General features: G+C 67.7%; 16 protein-coding genes. 1 reads left to right on the forward strand and 15 read right to left on the reverse strand.

Going from position 1 to position 14,841, the window contains the following annotated elements; genetic code table 11:
• The first annotated feature begins 83 nt into the window (after positions 1-83).
• Positions 84-1,346 carry a serine hydrolase domain-containing protein gene (locus tag ACTRWB_RS17095; protein ID WP_446902605.1) on the forward strand — a complete coding sequence of 421 codons (1,263 nt, stop codon included), beginning with the start codon at positions 84-86 and terminating at the stop codon, positions 1,344-1,346.
• Here ACTRWB_RS17095 and ACTRWB_RS17100 read toward each other — a convergent pair.
• The 15 genes from ACTRWB_RS17100 to ACTRWB_RS17170 all read right to left on the reverse strand — a co-directional run bounded on the left by ACTRWB_RS17100 (position 1,306) and on the right by ACTRWB_RS17170 (position 14,758).
• Positions 1,306-1,572 carry a hypothetical protein gene (locus tag ACTRWB_RS17100; protein ID WP_446902606.1) on the reverse strand — a complete coding sequence of 89 codons (267 nt, stop codon included), beginning with the start codon at positions 1,570-1,572 and terminating at the stop codon, positions 1,306-1,308. The two genes, ACTRWB_RS17095 and ACTRWB_RS17100, sit on opposite strands and share 41 nt — an antisense overlap.
• Positions 1,573-2,120: 548 nt before the next feature.
• Entirely contained in the window at positions 2,121-3,101 is a 981-nt protein-coding gene (locus ACTRWB_RS17105) for a type II secretion system F family protein (RefSeq protein ID WP_419690451.1), read from the reverse strand.
• Between the two features lie 36 nt (positions 3,102-3,137).
• Positions 3,138-4,115, reverse strand: a complete 978-nt coding sequence (locus tag ACTRWB_RS17110; protein ID WP_446902607.1) for a type II secretion system F family protein — start codon at positions 4,113-4,115, stop codon at positions 3,138-3,140.
• 33 nt (positions 4,116-4,148) lie between these two features.
• Positions 4,149-5,516 (reverse strand): CpaF family protein, encoded by a 1,368-nt coding sequence (locus ACTRWB_RS17115; protein ID WP_412026261.1) that lies wholly within the window; start codon positions 5,514-5,516, stop codon positions 4,149-4,151.
• 19 nt (positions 5,517-5,535) lie between these two features.
• A complete protein-coding gene (locus ACTRWB_RS17120) occupies positions 5,536-6,753 on the reverse strand; it encodes an AAA family ATPase (protein ID WP_446902608.1) in 1,218 nt (405 codons plus the stop codon).
• A 22-nt stretch (positions 6,754-6,775) separates the two neighbouring features.
• Positions 6,776-7,219, reverse strand: a complete 444-nt coding sequence (locus tag ACTRWB_RS17125; RefSeq protein ID WP_048251888.1) for a TadE/TadG family type IV pilus assembly protein — start codon at positions 7,217-7,219, stop codon at positions 6,776-6,778.
• Positions 7,216-7,749: a TadE/TadG family type IV pilus assembly protein gene (locus ACTRWB_RS17130; protein ID WP_446902609.1), complete on the reverse strand. Its 534-nt coding sequence runs from the start codon at positions 7,747-7,749 to the stop codon at positions 7,216-7,218. Before ACTRWB_RS17130 ends, ACTRWB_RS17125 begins: the two co-directional genes overlap by 4 nt.
• A gap of 12 nt (positions 7,750-7,761) precedes the next feature.
• The gene (locus ACTRWB_RS17135) at positions 7,762-9,027 is read right to left on the reverse strand and encodes a pilus assembly protein TadG-related protein (protein ID WP_419690457.1); all 1,266 of its coding nucleotides are present in this window, start codon (positions 9,025-9,027) and stop codon (positions 7,762-7,764) included.
• Between the two features lie 25 nt (positions 9,028-9,052).
• Positions 9,053-9,349 (reverse strand): hypothetical protein, encoded by a 297-nt coding sequence (locus ACTRWB_RS17140; RefSeq protein ID WP_048251883.1) that lies wholly within the window; start codon positions 9,347-9,349, stop codon positions 9,053-9,055.
• A gap of 20 nt (positions 9,350-9,369) precedes the next feature.
• Positions 9,370-11,298 (reverse strand): type II and III secretion system protein family protein, encoded by a 1,929-nt coding sequence (locus tag ACTRWB_RS17145; protein WP_446902610.1) that lies wholly within the window; start codon positions 11,296-11,298, stop codon positions 9,370-9,372.
• A gap of 104 nt (positions 11,299-11,402) precedes the next feature.
• Positions 11,403-12,242, reverse strand: coding sequence for a Flp pilus assembly protein CpaB (cpaB, locus tag ACTRWB_RS17150; protein WP_412026256.1), 840 nt, complete (start codon positions 12,240-12,242; stop codon positions 11,403-11,405).
• 35 nt (positions 12,243-12,277) lie between these two features.
• Positions 12,278-13,678 (reverse strand): ATP-binding protein, encoded by a 1,401-nt coding sequence (locus ACTRWB_RS17155; RefSeq protein ID WP_419690459.1) that lies wholly within the window; start codon positions 13,676-13,678, stop codon positions 12,278-12,280.
• Between the two features lie 32 nt (positions 13,679-13,710).
• Positions 13,711-14,250, reverse strand: coding sequence for an A24 family peptidase (locus ACTRWB_RS17160; protein WP_129518234.1), 540 nt, complete (start codon positions 14,248-14,250; stop codon positions 13,711-13,713).
• 29 nt (positions 14,251-14,279) lie between these two features.
• Entirely contained in the window at positions 14,280-14,486 is a 207-nt protein-coding gene (locus ACTRWB_RS17165) for a Flp family type IVb pilin (RefSeq protein WP_412026254.1), read from the reverse strand.
• 80 nt (positions 14,487-14,566) lie between these two features.
• Positions 14,567-14,758, reverse strand: a complete 192-nt coding sequence (locus ACTRWB_RS17170; RefSeq protein ID WP_011349893.1) for a Flp family type IVb pilin — start codon at positions 14,756-14,758, stop codon at positions 14,567-14,569.
• Positions 14,759-14,841 lie beyond the last annotated feature (83 nt).

Here is a 14,841-nt window from a genome sequence, read left to right on the forward strand (position 1 = left end):
CGAAAGCAATGCGTGCTGCCGGCGTGGACGCGCCTGTCCTATAGTTCTGAAAGATGTCCGTCACGCACACGGAGGGCCGCGCGATGACTACTTCAGCACTCTCCCGGTTCGTGGCGAGCGCGGCGAAACGGCTGGTGCACGGCATGGTTGCCTTCGCACCGGTCGCGATCGTCGGCATCGCCCTGTCCGCGTGCGGCGGCGACAGTTCGCCGACGTCCAGCGGGCCGGCGTTCGCCAACGAGGCGCGCCCGCAGATCAACGCATTGCTCGCGGACACGATGACGTCCGGCGCGGTCGTTTATGTGCAGTCGCCGCAGGGCAACTGGCTCGAATCATTTGGAACGGCCGTGCGAGGCACGAACACGCCGATCCCGACGAACGCGCACTTTCGCGTCGGCAGCGTGACGAAGACGTGGACCGGCACCGTGATCCTGCAGCTCGTACAGGAAGGCAAGCTGAGCTTGAGCGACACCGTCGGCAAGTACGTTGCCAACGTCCCCAACGGCAATACGATCACGATCGGGCAATTGCTGACGATGCGCAGCGGCCTCTATAACTACTCGACCAGTCTCGCGTTCAACCAGACGCTCGATTCGCAGCCGGACAAGGTATGGACCACGGCGGAATTGCTGGATATCGCCGAAGGCCAGCCGGTCTATTTCGCGCCGGGCGCCGATTTTCGCTACTCGAACACGAACACGGTGCTGCTCGGGCTCATCATCGAGCAACTCACCGGCATGAGCGCGGCCGATGCAATGAACGCGCGCCTTTTCGCGCCGCTCGGCCTGGCCAATACGTTCCTCCCGCCGCAGCAGAATACGGCGCTGCCGGCGCCCGCGCCGCTGGGCTATCAATGGGGCACCAATGCGGAGACGACCGACAGCGACGCGCTGTCGCCCGAACGCCAGGCGGCCGCGAACAACGGCACGCTGCAACCGACGGACGTGACCAACGTCAATACGTCGTGGGCGTGGACGGCCGGCTCCGGCATGTCGACCGTGACGGAACTGGCCGCCTACGTGCAGCGGATGGTCGGCGGCGGCTACCTGAACGCCGATCTGCAGGCGCAACGGCTCGCCAGTTGCACGCCGATCAATCCGTCCGACCCGATGTCGCCCAGCTACTGCATGGGCCTGGCCAAATTCGGCACGTTCTACGGGCACACGGGCGAGATACCGGGCTTCAATACCTTCATGGGCTACGACCCGGTAACGCAAACGACGATCGTCACGTGGGCGACCACGGCGGCCGCACCCGACGGGCGCGCACCGGCCAACGTGATCGCGCAGATCGTCATGGGCGAGCTCAGCAAGGCCGCGGAAGTGCCCAGCGAGGGACGGCCGTGAGGCGCGCGCGGTCGGCGAGCGGCACGCCGATCGCGACGACGAACACGTTGCACCATGCGCTTGCAAGCGGCACACACCAGCGCAAGTCGGCCGGCAGCACATCGACGGCGCTCAGCGTGCCGAGCGCGACGACCCGCAACGCGGCGGACCTTGCGACCGGCGCGAGTGCGTCGCGACCGGCCGGGCTGCCGGGCATGTCGTCGTTGCCTTCCGCCTGTTGCCCCATCGGGGATCCTTACGTACGCGTTACAGGGTACGCAGGTCCGACCGGGATGGCGCGATACGCAATGAACGGTGCCACGAGCCACAGGCCGCCGCCTTGGGTGCCGCGCAGCCGCACCCGCTCGTCGGGCTCCAGCGGTTCAATCGTCAACGTCGGCATGGTGTTCCTGTCGTCTCCCGACCGGGAATGGCGCGCGCCGCGCCGTGGTTGCCGACCATGCTATAGCGCGGCGCCGATCCTGTCATCGCCGCGATCGCGTCCGTGACGCCGCGCAAACACCGGTCGCGATCCGCGACCTCCACGTCATCGCTCAAAACGCGATGCCGGCAAACTTCGCCGGCATTCAGGTTAGCAGTAGGGGGCAGCCGAAAAGGCGGTGGACTACGGCTTGTTCCATGGCCGACCATGGGTCCAGGATGCGTTGACGCCGCTATGGTCAACCTGTCTCGCGGTGCCGCCTGGGGAGGAAGCCTCCATGAAGCCTGTTGCCGTGCCGGCCGGCGGGTGCGTCAGGGCCGGCACGCAAATTCCTTGTCGACGCCCCTTCCCGCTCACGGCGCGACGCCAACGAACGTCGGCAGCAGCACGCGATAGACGTGAATCATCGCCGGCCCGAGCAGCACCAGCATCAGCGCGGGAAAGATGCAGAAGATCAGCGGGAACAGCAGCTTCAATGCGATCTTCGCCGCGCGCTCTTCCGCGCGCATCCGCCGCCGCGTGCGCAACATGTCCGACAGCACGCGCAGCGATTCGCTGATGCTCGTGCCGAAGCGATCGGCCTGGATCAGCATCGCGCAGAACGATTCGATGTCCTCGACACCGGTCCGCAGCGCGAGATTGCGCAGCGCCGTTTCCTTCGTGAAGCCGGAGCGCATCTCGAGCAGCAGCAGGTCGAGTTCGCTCGCGACCACCTCGCTGCGAAACCGCAGCTCCTCGCTCACCTTCATCAGCGCCGCGTCGAGCCCCAGCCCCGCTTCGACGCACACCGTCAGCAAATCGAGCGCGTCCGGAAAATCCTCGAAGATCTTCTGCTGGCGCACCTTGACCCGCTGCGACAGCACGACGTTCGGGATGTAGTAGCCGATCCCGGCCAGCGCCACGAGGATCACCGACAGCAGCTCGCGCTCATTGCCGATCTCCGTCGTGATCAGCGCCAGCAGCGCCGTGCACGGCAACGCGAGCGCGAGCAGCGTCTTCGCGGTGAAATACAGCGCGGCCGCACTCTGGTCGCGCCAGCCGGCATTCATGAGCCGGATGCGCAGCGGCGAATTCTCCCAGCCGTCCTTCGGCACCGACAGCTTCGAGATCGGGGTGGACAGATCGACCAGCTTCGCGACCCAGCGCGACGCCAGGTCGTCTCCGCCGCCCGGGCCCGCGACGGCACCCGCGCCCGCCCCGGCCCCGCCGGCCTGCTGGATCCGGCGCTGGATATTACGCGGCGCGAACAGCAGCATCGCCACCAGCGCGCCGCCGGCCACGAAGATGAACAAGCCGCCCAGCATCACGGCCTGGACTACGCTCAGGTTTTGCATGACAGCCTCGCAACGGTTCGTTAATCGATTGGCGCGTCAGACGCGAATCCGGACGATGCGGCGGATCCAGAACAGACCGAACAGCATCGACACCAGCATTCCGCCGACCATCCTGATCCCGGCAGGATCCTCCCAGAGCACCGACAAGAACTCGCGGTTCAGCAGTGCCATCACCGCCGCGGTGCCGAACGGCAACAGCCCGAGAATCCACGCCGACAGCCGCCCTTCCGCCGACAGCACGCGCACCTTGTCGAACAGCTTGAAGCGCTCGCGGATCAGCGCGGCGATGCTGTCGAGCAGCTCGGCCAGGTTGCCGCCCGTCTCGCGCTGGATCAGCACCGCGATCACGAAATAGCGGAGATCCTGCACCGGCACGCGCGTCGCGAGGTTCATCAGCGCATCGTGCAGCGACACGCCGTAGTTGACCTCGTCGAACGTGATCCGGAATTCGCCACCCATCGGATCGGGAAACTCGTCGCCGACCATCCCGAGCGTGCCCGTGAACGAATGCCCGGAACGCAGCGCGCGCGCGATCATGTCGCAGATGTCCGGCAACTGCCGTTCGAGCTTGCGCATGCGACGTCCGCGGCGGCGCATCACATACATCATCGGCATGCACGCAACGAGCAGCGCGACCGGCAGCACGGCGATCTGCGGCAGCGTGGCGAGGCTCAGCACGAACCACGTGCATGCCGGCAACGCGGTGCTGAGCACGATCAGCTTCGGCAGCGTCCAGTCGAGTCCGGATTGCTGGATCACCAGATCGAGCCGGTGCACGCGCGGCACGCGCAGCAGCATGCGGTCGAACGGCTTCGAGTCGTCGAGCATCCGCTTCTTGAGGATCGACAGCCGCTCCTGCTGCACGTTGCCGCCGGCCGACATCGCGCGAATGCGCGATTCGATCCGGCGCGCGGCGCTGCCGTGCCGCGCGTTCCACCATTGATAGGCACCTTCGATCGTGAGCACGACCGCGACGAAGGTGAGAATCACAAAGGCATAAAAGATCGTGTTCATGAAGCCTCCCCGGGAGCAAGCGGCGACCGGCCGTCAGTTCGTCTCGTAACGCTGGGACGGGTCGTAGAGCGAATCCGGCAGGTTGATGCCGAACGCCTGCAGCCGCTCGACGAACTTCGGCCGCACGCCGGTCGCGCAGAAGTGGCCGCGTACCGAGCCGTCGCGGTCCACGCCCGTGCGCTTGAACGTGAAGATCTCCTGCATGTTGATGATGTCGCCTTCCATCCCGGTCAGCTCCTGGATGCTGACGATCTTGCGCTTGCCGTCGGTGAGCCGCGCCGCCTGCACGACCACCGAGATCGCCGACGCGATCTGCTGGCGCATCGTCTTCGGCGGCAGCGACAGCCCGCCGATGCTGATCATGTTCTCGAGCCGCGTCAGCGCGTCGCGCGGCGTGTTCGCATGGATCGTCGCGAGCGAGCCTTCGTGGCCGGTGTTCATCGCGTTGAGCATGTCGAGCGCTTCGGCGCCGCGTACTTCGCCGAGGATGATCCGGTCCGGCCGCATCCGCAGCGCGTTGCGCACCAGCGTGCGCTGCGTGATCTCGCCCTTGCCCTCGATGTTGGGCGGGCGCGTTTCGAGTCGCAGCACGTGCGGCTGCTGCAGTTGCAGCTCGGCGGCATCCTCGATCGTCACGATCCGCTCGTTGCGCGGAATGAAGCCGGACAGGATGTTGAGCAGCGTCGTCTTGCCGCTGCCGGTGCCGCCCGACACCAGCACGTTCACCTTCGCGCGCGACAGCGCGTCGAGCAGCTCGGCCATCGGCGGCGTCAGGCTGTGGAAGCGGACCAGGTCGTCCATCTTCAGCGGGTTGACCGCGAAGCGCCGAATCGACATCAGCGGCCCGTCGATCGCCGACGGCGGGATGATCGCGTTCACGCGCGAGCCATCCGGCAGCCGCGCGTCGACCATCGGGCTCGATTCGTCGATGCGGCGCCCGACGCGCGACACGATCTTCTCGATCACCTTCATCAGGTGCGCGTCGTCGTAGAACGTCACGTCGGTCAGTTCGAGCTGGCCGCAGCGCTCGACGTACACCTGCCGGTACGTGTTCACGAGGATGTCGGAGATGCCGGGGTCGCGCAGCAGCGCTTCGAGCGGGCCGAAACCGAACATCTCGTCGTACACGTCGATCGCGAGCTGGCGCCGCTCGATGTCGTTCGCGGGCATCCGCTCGTCGTCGAGGATCCGCGAGATCAGCGCGGAGATTTCCTGGCGGACCTGCTCCGGCGGCATCCGCGACAGGCGCTCCAGCTCGACGCGTTCGAGCACGGCCAGGTGAATTTCGCGGCGCAGCTTCTGGTACGCGTCGCGTACCGACGAATGGGCCGGGCCCGCCGGTTCGCTGCCCGTCGCCAGCGGGGCCGTCCGGTGCAACGACATCTGTTCGCGCAATGACATGATGGTTTCCCCGAAAGAGTTACATGGACTTGAGTTTCGGCGTGGCCTTGCGGCCGAACAGCCGGGACATCAGCGGTTCGCTGCGCGCCGCGCTGTGCCCGGCGCGCACTTCCCCGTCGACGAGTTGTTTCGCGCAGGCCTGCAGCGCGCGCGCGACCGCCGTGCTGCGCGCGAGCCGCGACACCGGATGCCCCTGGTTGATCGCTTCGAGCACGGTCTCGGCGTCGTCGGGAATCGTGCAGGCGGCCTGCAGGCCGAGCACTTCCTCGAGCGCGGTGCGGGTCCGGTCGCTCGCGCGCGTCGCGCGGTTCACGATGAGCCGCATCTGGTCGGTCGAGTAGCCGAGCGACACGAGGATCTCCAGCAGCCGGCGGCCGGCGCGCACGTGCGGCATCGCGGGCTGCAGCACGATCTGGATCTGGTCGCTGCGATCCAGCGCGACCATCGACAGCGGATTGATGCCGACGCCGACGTCGAAGATCACGAAGTCGTAGCGCGGCGCGGCGACGCCGAGGATCCATTCGAGCGCATCCTCGCGCATCTCGGCGGCCCTGACCGGGTCGCCGGCGCCCGCGAGCACGTGGAAGTTCTCCGTCACGTGCGCGACGCTCGCGTCGAGAAACGCGCTGTCGAGCCGCTCGATCTGCGCGCAAAGCTGCGGCAGCGTCGACGGCGGGGTTTCGTCGCTGACCAGGAACGCCGCATCGGCGAACTGCTGGTTCAGGTCGATCAGCAGCACGCGGCGCTTGAAGCCTTCTGCGATCTCGAACGCGACGTTGCTGGCTGCGAAGCTCGTGCCGGCCCCGCCCTTGCACGACATGAACGACACGATCCGCGTATCGTCGGTGTCGCATCGCGTGCTTTGCGCGGCGGCACGCTCGAGCGCGCGGCCGAGCGCCTGCGGATCGAGCGGCCACTGCAGCACGTCGCGCGCGCCGGCGCGCATCGCGTCGAGCAGCACGTGCGGCGACGCGTCCGCCGTCACCAGGATGCAGGTCAGGCCCGCGTGCCCGCGGCAGATCCGCTCGATCGCCGACAGCTCGGACGGGTCGGTCGGATCGAGCGACGTGCCGTCGACCAGCAGGATGTCGAACGCGTCGAGCCCGTCGGTGCGATGCTCGATCTGCGACGGGCGGCCGGTCGCGCGCGTCGCGCGATAACGTCCGCTGTCGGCCACGAGGCGCGCGATCTGCGTGAGTCGCGCGGTATCGTCGGAAGCTACGAGGATATTGATCATGTCGTGTGCCTCGTCTGTTCGATCAGTTGCAAGCGTTGCCGCCGGTCGCGGAAGTCAGGCTTTCGCGCGGCAGCGTGGTCGTGAACGGCGGCATCGTCACCGTGACGTTCACGAACGGGATCATCGTCTTCACCGTGACGTTCGTGACGCTGACGGTCACGAACGCGCACGTGTTCACGGTACAGCTCGCCGGCGAGTAGCTCACCGACACGTTCGCGCTCGACAGCAGCGGCAGCAGCGCGGTCACGCGTTTCGCGACGCCGGCGGCATTCACGTCGCAGACCACCGCCGTGCGCGCGCCGAGGCGCACGGCCTCGCTCGCGGTATTCCAGTAGAACAGCACGCGGCCGAATTCGAAGATGCCGATCAGCAGCATGATCAGCACCGACGCGATCAGCCCGAACTCGACGATCGTCGAGCCGCGTTGGCCGCGCCGGCGCGACAGGGGGAAGGGGCGCGCGTTCATGACACTTGCCTCATCACGGTGATGATGTTGCCGAAGGTGATCGTCGACAGCCCCGGGAACGCGGGAATCGGCTGGTACTTGTAGCCCTTGACCTTCACTTCGACGACGTTGATGGCACCGGTCGCCGTGCCGCTCGCCGCGTTGTTGCTCGCGTCGTAGGTCGGCAGGTTCGAGAACTGCGACGGGTCGGACGCGTCGCTGCAGCCGGTCGTATGCGCCGCGTCGCAGATGGTCACCATCGAGGTCTTGAGCCCCGGCACCAGCTCGGTGCCGGACGCGCCGCAGGTCGTGCTGCCGTACACGACGAGGCATTGCGCCGCCGACACCGGATACGCGCTGTCGGTCGGCAGCCAGATCGACAGGTAGCGCGCCGCGTCGCGCGTGGCCTTGGTCAGCGTCTCGTACTGGTAGATCGCGCGGCCGAACTCGGCCACGCCGGTCGCGAGCGTGACCATCGGGATCAGCACGAGCGCGAACTCGACGGCGGCGACGCCACGGGTGCGCGAACGACGAAACGGGGGCTTTTTCATGATCGCCTCTCCCTATTGAACGAGCATCGGCACCTGGACCCCGGACGCGCTGCCGTCGCCGGGCAACCCGTGCGTCGCGCACGGATTGTTGCCGGAGACGGACGAGCCGAGGTACTCGAGGTGGGCGATGACCCCGCCGCTGCCGGGGCTGAACGGCAACGGATCGAGCATCAGCACGCAATCCCATTGCGTGACGTGCACCTTGCCGCTGCTGCCCTTCAGCGACGAGCAGTCGCCTTCCGGCGCGAGCGCGACACGACGGTCGCCGCCATAGGTCTGGTAGTTGCTCGCGGTCACGGTGCCGTTGGTGGCGATCCCGCTGCCCGCCGGCGGCGCGCCGTCGCCCTGGTAGGACTTGAAGGCCGTGCGGTCGGTCACGAACTGCGTGTACGCGTCGCCCTTGATACCCGCCGTTCCCGGCGGCCCGTAGTTCGGGCCGACATACGCGTAGCCGGTGAAGTCGGGCTGGCCGCTCGAGCCGTTCGCGCCATTCGTGTAGATGCCGAAGCGCGTATTCCAGGCACGCAGCGACGCCGACTTCAGGCCCGTGCTGCCGAGATCGGGCGGGCTCGTGATATTGCAGGTGTTGCCCGACAGCTCGCCCGCGATGGTCGGTTCGTTCGTCGAGCCGTCGAGCGCCGCCCAGCCGAAGTTGCCGGGCCCGTAGGACGAACCGGACGGCGACGTGATCCAGTCGCCGACGTTGTAGGACGGCGCCCCCGTCGCGCGGCATACGAACACCGGAATCGCGCAGGCGGTCTGGCCGCCGCCGACGGTTGCGATCGCGCTCGCCGACACTTCCGCCGCGTTCGCGAGCTTGGTGCCCGGCAGCACGTTCAGCACCTCGATGAACCAGTGCGCGATGTTGCTCAGCTTCGCGGTGCATTGCACGTACTTCATGTTCGCCGGCGTCGTGACGGAATTCTTCGGCAGGAACGGATCGGTCAGCGAGTCGCTGAACGTGACGTTCGCATTCGTCAGCATCTGCACCGACTTGTTCTGGAAGAACACGAAGTTGAGATGGCCGGCGGCGATGCCGTCCGCTTCGGCGACGGACAGGCTGATCGCCGAAGTCAGATCACGCGCAGCGGACAGCGCGCACGCATCGGCGCTGTTCTGCAGTTCGCTGCGCGTGACGTACAGCTTGCCGAGGTCCAGCGCGAGACCGACGAACCCGATCATCACCGCCAGCGCGAGACCGACGATGATCGCGACGGCGCCGCGCTGGCGATGCAGGCCGCGACGGGTGACTTTCGGATAACGAGTTGCGCTGGACATGGCGTTCTCCCTGAGCGTGCCGTCGTTACTGGCTGGCCTTGCCGATACCGATCACGAAGGCATTGGTGGGCGGATCGACCTGCTTGAACGACTTGTCGTAGTTGTCGAGCGCGGCCGTGGCGGCGCCGCCGTTGACCACCGCCGGCGCTGTCGCGTGCTCGGCGGCATGCGGATCGATGATCTGGGCCTGCATCACCGCGCGGACCGATTCGCCGAAGCGGGTGTCCCACACCGGCGTCGACGACATGCAGCCGGCAAGCGCGAAGGCGAGCGGTACGGCGAGCGCCGCGCGGCGCACGAATACGAGGTAGGCGGATTTCATGAGCGTCCCCTTGGATGGGTTCAACGATCGGTGGATTCGGGTTCCGCGCTCGCACGTGCAACTTGTGCGCGTGGGGCCGCCGGTATCCGGTGCGTGGATCGCGCCGCCGGCTGGGCCGGCGTGGCGGTGCCGGCCGCCGCAAGGCGCGCGGCGGCGGCTTCGATGTGCGCGATGCGGGCCGCGTTGGCCGTGTCGGGCTGCGGTGCGGTGGCCGCCACCGGCGCGGGCGTCTTGTGCGGCTCGGCCGGCACCGGCGGCTGTACGTCCGTGCCTTGCGGCGCGCGCGGCGCGGGCAGCGCGGCGGCCGCGCCGGCGGGCGCTTCCGATTGCGGTGCCGGTGCCGGAGCCGGTGCCTGGGCAGGTGCCTGCGGGGCTGCTGCCGCGCCGTTCGCGGGTTGCGTGCCCGGCCGGCGGACCCCACCACGGCCTTCCATGTTGCCCGTCGCATACACGTCGGCTTCGTTCGGCTTCGAGAAGCTGTCGGTCGGCAGCGGCACGTCCGCGGTCTGCAGCGGCTTCACCAGGTGCGGCGTGATCAGGAAGATCAGCTCGGTGCGGTCCTGCTGGAACGACGTGCTGCGGAACAGCGCGCCGAGCACGGGCACTTCGCCGACCCCCGGGATCGCCTTCAGCGAGCCGGTCCCGTTGTCCTTGATCAGCCCGCCGATCGCGAACGATTCGCCGTCGCTCATCTGGACCGTCGTCGACGCACGCCGTGTCGTGATCAGCGGCAGGATCGACGTGCCGCCGATGTTGGACGCACTCAGCGTGACGCCCGTCTGCGACAGCTCCGACACTTCCGGTGCGACCTTCAGGCTGATCCGGCCGTTTGCGAGCACGGTCGGCGTGAACTTCAGCGCGACGCCGAACTCCTCTTCCTGCAGCGTGATCGACGAGATGCCGTTGCCGCTGCTTTGCGGGATCGGGATGAAGATCTTGCCGCCGGCGAGGAACGTGGCTTCCTGGCCGCTGATCGTCACGAGATTCGGCTCCGCGAGGATCTTGACGAGGTTGTCGGTGTTCTGCGCATCGGCCGCGATGTTGAACGGCTTGTTGTTCGCCTTGCTGAAGGCGACCGCGCTCGACACGCCCGCGAGCAGGTTGCTGACCAGCGCGCCGCTCCACGAACCGAACCCGCCCTGGATGTTGAGCGCGCTGCCCATCTGGTTGATCAGCGTCTTCGACACCTCGGCCACCTTCACTTCGAGCATCACCTGCTGCGGCGACGTGACGGCCAGCATGTTCAGCACGCCGCTGCCGGACTTGGCGCCCCCGGCGGGGTCGCCGGCGCTGTCGCCGTAGGCGTGTGCGATCTGCACGGCCTGCTGCGCGGCCTGCGAGCTCGACACGGTGCCCGACAGCACGATCGTGCCGGCCGCGGTCGTCACCCGGATGTCGCGTTCAGCCGGCATCAGCTGCAGCAGCGACGCCTGCAGGCCGCCGGCATCCGCGCCGACCGCCACGTCGATCACGCGGCATGCGCCGCTCCTGCCCTGCACGATCATGTTGGTCGTGCCGACCGACAGCCCGAGGATGTACAGCGTCTGCGGCGACACCATCGTTGCCTGCGCGACGGCCGGGTTGCCGATCGTCCGATTGCGGACCGGCTCCGGCATCGGCACCAGCAGCGACTTGCCGAGCGGCACGCTGACGCTGGTCGACTCGCGCACCGCGCCGACGCAGTTCGGCCCGTGCAGCGGACCGGACGAAGCGGCGGGTGCGGCGGCCGCTGCCGGCGCCATGCTGATCGTCATCTGTACCGGACCCTTGCCGATCGCGGCCGGCGCGCTGGCGCCGCCCTTCGTCAGCACGCCCGTTTCGATGCCTTCCTGGGCCAGTGCGCCATATACGGTCAGCCATCCTGAACAGAGGATCGCGGCCATCATCGTGCCCCGTGCGACGCGCGTCCGCAGTGGGCCGGTACCTGTGCATTGCGGTTTGATCTTCATTTCGTCTGATCCCCCGAGAGACCGGCGCCGTGCCGGTTGTCGACTTCCCAGGCCGCCGCGCTTCACGGACGGCCAATCTGTTTATCTGGATGTGTTGATCTGCTTCAGAAACATTCGACGCTGCCCTTCACGCCCGTCAGCACGCCGACGCAGTCGCGCCGCGCTTCCGGCGCCGCGTGCGACGCGACGTGCACGCGCACCGTCCGAACGTGTACGGGAGCCGGCGGCGCTTCGGGCACGGGTTCCTTGCCGAGCAGCGTTATCTTGGTCGCGCCGCCGGTGTTCAGCGTCTTCTGGTCGACCTGGTTGCGCAGCACGAGCGACAGCGTGCCGACGCTGCGTGCGAGGTCGAGCCGTTCGGCCTGATCGGGCGTGACTTCCAGCGTCACCGCGTTGACGACCTTCGGCGCGGTGTCGTCGCGGCTGACCTGCTGCGCGACGGCGAGCACGAGGATGTGTTCGAGCACGATCTTCGAGATGCTCTGCCCGTCGGTCTTGCCCTGCTGTTCCTGCGTGTTGACGATCACGTCGACGTAGTTGCCCGGCAGCGCGAAACCCGCGACGCCGACCACGTCGTTGACGCGCACCGTGATCGCGCGGCTGCCGTCGGCGATCACCGCGGACAGCCCGCCCTTCGTGCCGACCGGTGCGAGCTTCGACTCGATCACCGGCTCGCCGCGCGACAGGCTGGTGCGCACGACCCGCCCTTCGAGCCCTTTCGTATCGGTGAACGCGCCGGTCGGCACGCTGCCCGACGGCCAGCTGACCATGTGGATCTGGTTCGGCCCGAGCGGTTCGCCCAGGTTCAGGTCGGTGGTGGCCACCGCGACCGGCGTGACCGAACTCGTGGATGTCTGTACCAGCCAGTGAGACGCGAACACGACCGCGGCAAGACCCGCGACCATCGCGACGACCAGCATCATGAGCGCTCGACTGTTTTTCATGGCAATGCTCCTCGACGAATCGTGAAAGAAACGGCTCAACCGGTGATGAACGTACGTCCACCGCGCTCAACGGGCGGCGGATGGCTGCCGTCCCGTTCGGGCGCCGCGCCGAAATAGCTGGCCCACGCGTCGTACAACGCGTCGTGCGTCACCTCGAGCGGATCGCCGCGGTAACGCGCGCCGGCGGCCACGAGGCGCAGCAGGTCCGCCGGAAAGCACGCTAGAAACGCCTTGCCGGTCGGCAGGTGCAGCCGGTGCAGCAGGTAGTCGAAGGCATCGCTCGCCGAGACGAGGCCCAGCGATGCGCAGGCCGCGTCGTACACGGCGCGGTAGGCGTCGATCGACATCGCCCCGACGTGCAGCTTCGAGCCGAGGCGGCGCAGGAATGCGTCGTCGCAGAACTGGTCCGGCGCGAGGTTGCTCGAGAACACCGGCCACACGTCGAACGGCAGCACGAAGCGGTTACCGGATTCGAGCGTCAGGAAATCGACGCCGCGATCGAGCGGGCGCAGCCAGCGATTGAGCAGGTCGCGCGGCTCGACGCGCTGGCGGCCGAGATCGTCGACGATGTACATGCCCATGTTCGCCTTCATGTGCGGCGGCGCCTGGTAGAAACCGGCGGCCTCGTCGCGGCGCAGGTCGAGCTCGTCGAGCGTCAGTTCGCCGCCGGACATCACGACCGGCCGCTTGCACAGGCGCCAGCGGCGATCGACCGACTGGCTGCCGGGTTGCGACGCCACGTCGACATGCACGAGCGGGTCGTAGATCTGGATCACTTCGCCGGCCGCGCAGATCGCATGCGGCACCGGCACGCGGCCGTGCATCAGCGAACCGAGCCGCTCGGCGAGAAAGGTCTTGCCGCTGCCGGCCGGGCCGTAGATCAGCAGCGGACGGCCCGCGTTCAGCGCCGCGGCCGCCGCATCGAGCACCGCCGTGTCGATCACGATGCCTTCGAACGCGCTCCACACGTCTTCCTGCGCGATGTGCAGCTTGTGCACCGAATGGGCGCTCACGCTGGCGAGATACGCGTCGAGCGTCACCGGCGCCGGCCCGCTGTAGCCGCTGCGCGCGCGTTCCTCGAGCGCGAGCACGCGGCCCGCGTCGGTCAGGCGGAACGTCACGTCGAGATCGGTCGCGCCGCGATGGGTGAGCTCGACGAGATGCTCGCGCACCAGGAAGGCGAAGATGTCGTCGAGCACCGCGAGCGGCAGGCAATGCCGCTCGACCAGGTCGCCGTACGACGGGCGGCCGAGCATCAGCGTCGACTTCAGCACGAGGCCGGCGACGAAGGTCGTGCTCAGCCCGGTTTCCGCGAGCGTGCGCGGCGCCGCCGGCAGCTGCGCACCCAGCTTCGTATGCGCCTCCCGCGACGGCAGCGGATCGGGCAGGTGGGCCACCTGCGCGTCGCGTCTCGGTTCGGTGTGGTTCGTGTTCATGGTCGTTCCGTCCTCTATGCGGGTTCGTCGCGCTATGCGCACGACGCGAACAGCATGCCCAGCGTGCCGGCCGCGATCGCCACGCCATACGGCAGCGTGCCGACCGAGGCGATTTCGACGGGGCCGTCGGCGGCATCCGTGCGCGCCCCCTGCGAGCGCCGCGCGATCAGCGCGCGGACGTTCGCCCACATCTGGCGCATCCGGCCGCGCAACAGCGCGTATGCGATGGCGCCGATCCCGCCGGCGATGAAGGTCGCCAGCACGATGTAAAACGTCATTTCCGCGCCGACCCACGCACCGATCGCGAGCATCAGCTTCACGTCGCCGGCCGCCATGCCGCGCAACAGGTAGAACGGCAGCAGCAGGCCGAAGCCGGTCGCGGCACCGGCGAGCCATCCGAGTGCGCCAGCCAGGACGCCGTGCAACATGCACTGGGCGATCAGCGCGCCGCCGAGTCCGAGCGCGACGAGGCGATTCGGGATGCGTCGGGTCGCGATGTCCGTGCTGGCCGCGGCGACCGCGAGCAGCGTCACGCACAACGGAACCGGGTAAGGCGGCGCAACAGGTAACATGGCGAACCTCGCGGATCGAATTCGGTGAATCAGGAAACCAGCGCCATCGCGGTGGTCACGGCAAGCGTCACGGCCGTCGCGATCGCCTGGTACGCATCGCCGAGCGAGCCTTTCAGCGTGACGACACTGCCCAGCACGGCGACGGAGAACATCGCCGCGAGCAACGCATACTCGATCGACGTCACGCCTTGCTCGTCGCCGATCCAGCGGCTGACGACACGCACTTGGGTCCGCATGATGATCTCCGGTTCCGGTTGATCGGAAGACCGGGACGGCTCGAGCACTGCACCAGCCGAGCCGTCCGCGGTACGGTCCATCAGATGCCTGCCACCGCCGAATCCAGGTCGGCCGCGATCGTGCTGAACACGGTCTTGAGGTCCTTCCCGATGGTCGACAGCGCGAGGATGATGCCGACTGCGATCAGTGCGGCGATCAGGCCGTATTCGATGGCGGTCACGCCGTCTTCATCGCGAACGAAACGGCTGGCTTGTTGAATGAACTTGGACATGATGATCTCCTTGTGTGGTGACGCTCAAAGCGCTCGCGTGCCGGCTGGTCGGTTGACCGTGCATCGATACGTCGAGACATGTT

The organism is Burkholderia sp. YIM B11467 (assembly GCF_052952715.1).

Coding starts and splice junctions, on each gene's coding strand:
- ACTRWB_RS17105 (WP_419690451.1), bottom strand. CDS start 3,101: ATGCAAAACCTGAGCGTAGTCCAGGCCGTGATGCTGGGCGGCTTGTTC.
- cpaB (WP_412026256.1), bottom strand. CDS start 12,242: ATGAAAAACAGTCGAGCGCTCATGATGCTGGTCGTCGCGATGGTCGCG.
- ACTRWB_RS17110 (WP_446902607.1), bottom strand. CDS start 4,115: ATGAACACGATCTTTTATGCCTTTGTGATTCTCACCTTCGTCGCGGTC.
- ACTRWB_RS17160 (WP_129518234.1), bottom strand. CDS start 14,250: ATGTTACCTGTTGCGCCGCCTTACCCGGTTCCGTTGTGCGTGACGCTG.
- ACTRWB_RS17130 (WP_446902609.1), bottom strand. CDS start 7,749: ATGAAAAAGCCCCCGTTTCGTCGTTCGCGCACCCGTGGCGTCGCCGCC.
- ACTRWB_RS17120 (WP_446902608.1), bottom strand. CDS start 6,753: ATGATCAATATCCTCGTAGCTTCCGACGATACCGCGCGACTCACGCAG.
- ACTRWB_RS17145 (WP_446902610.1), bottom strand. CDS start 11,298: ATGAAGATCAAACCGCAATGCACAGGTACCGGCCCACTGCGGACGCGC.
- ACTRWB_RS17165 (WP_412026254.1), bottom strand. CDS start 14,486: ATGCGGACCCAAGTGCGTGTCGTCAGCCGCTGGATCGGCGACGAGCAA.
- ACTRWB_RS17170 (WP_011349893.1), bottom strand. CDS start 14,758: ATGTCCAAGTTCATTCAACAAGCCAGCCGTTTCGTTCGCGATGAAGAC.
- ACTRWB_RS17140 (WP_048251883.1), bottom strand. CDS start 9,349: ATGAAATCCGCCTACCTCGTATTCGTGCGCCGCGCGGCGCTCGCCGTA.
- ACTRWB_RS17115 (WP_412026261.1), bottom strand. CDS start 5,516: ATGTCATTGCGCGAACAGATGTCGTTGCACCGGACGGCCCCGCTGGCG.
- ACTRWB_RS17125 (WP_048251888.1), bottom strand. CDS start 7,219: ATGAACGCGCGCCCCTTCCCCCTGTCGCGCCGGCGCGGCCAACGCGGC.
- ACTRWB_RS17135 (WP_419690457.1), bottom strand. CDS start 9,027: ATGTCCAGCGCAACTCGTTATCCGAAAGTCACCCGTCGCGGCCTGCAT.
- ACTRWB_RS17095 (WP_446902605.1), top strand. CDS start 84: ATGACTACTTCAGCACTCTCCCGGTTCGTGGCGAGCGCGGCGAAACGG.
- ACTRWB_RS17155 (WP_419690459.1), bottom strand. CDS start 13,678: ATGAACACGAACCACACCGAACCGAGACGCGACGCGCAGGTGGCCCAC.
- ACTRWB_RS17100 (WP_446902606.1), bottom strand. CDS start 1,572: ATGGGGCAACAGGCGGAAGGCAACGACGACATGCCCGGCAGCCCGGCC.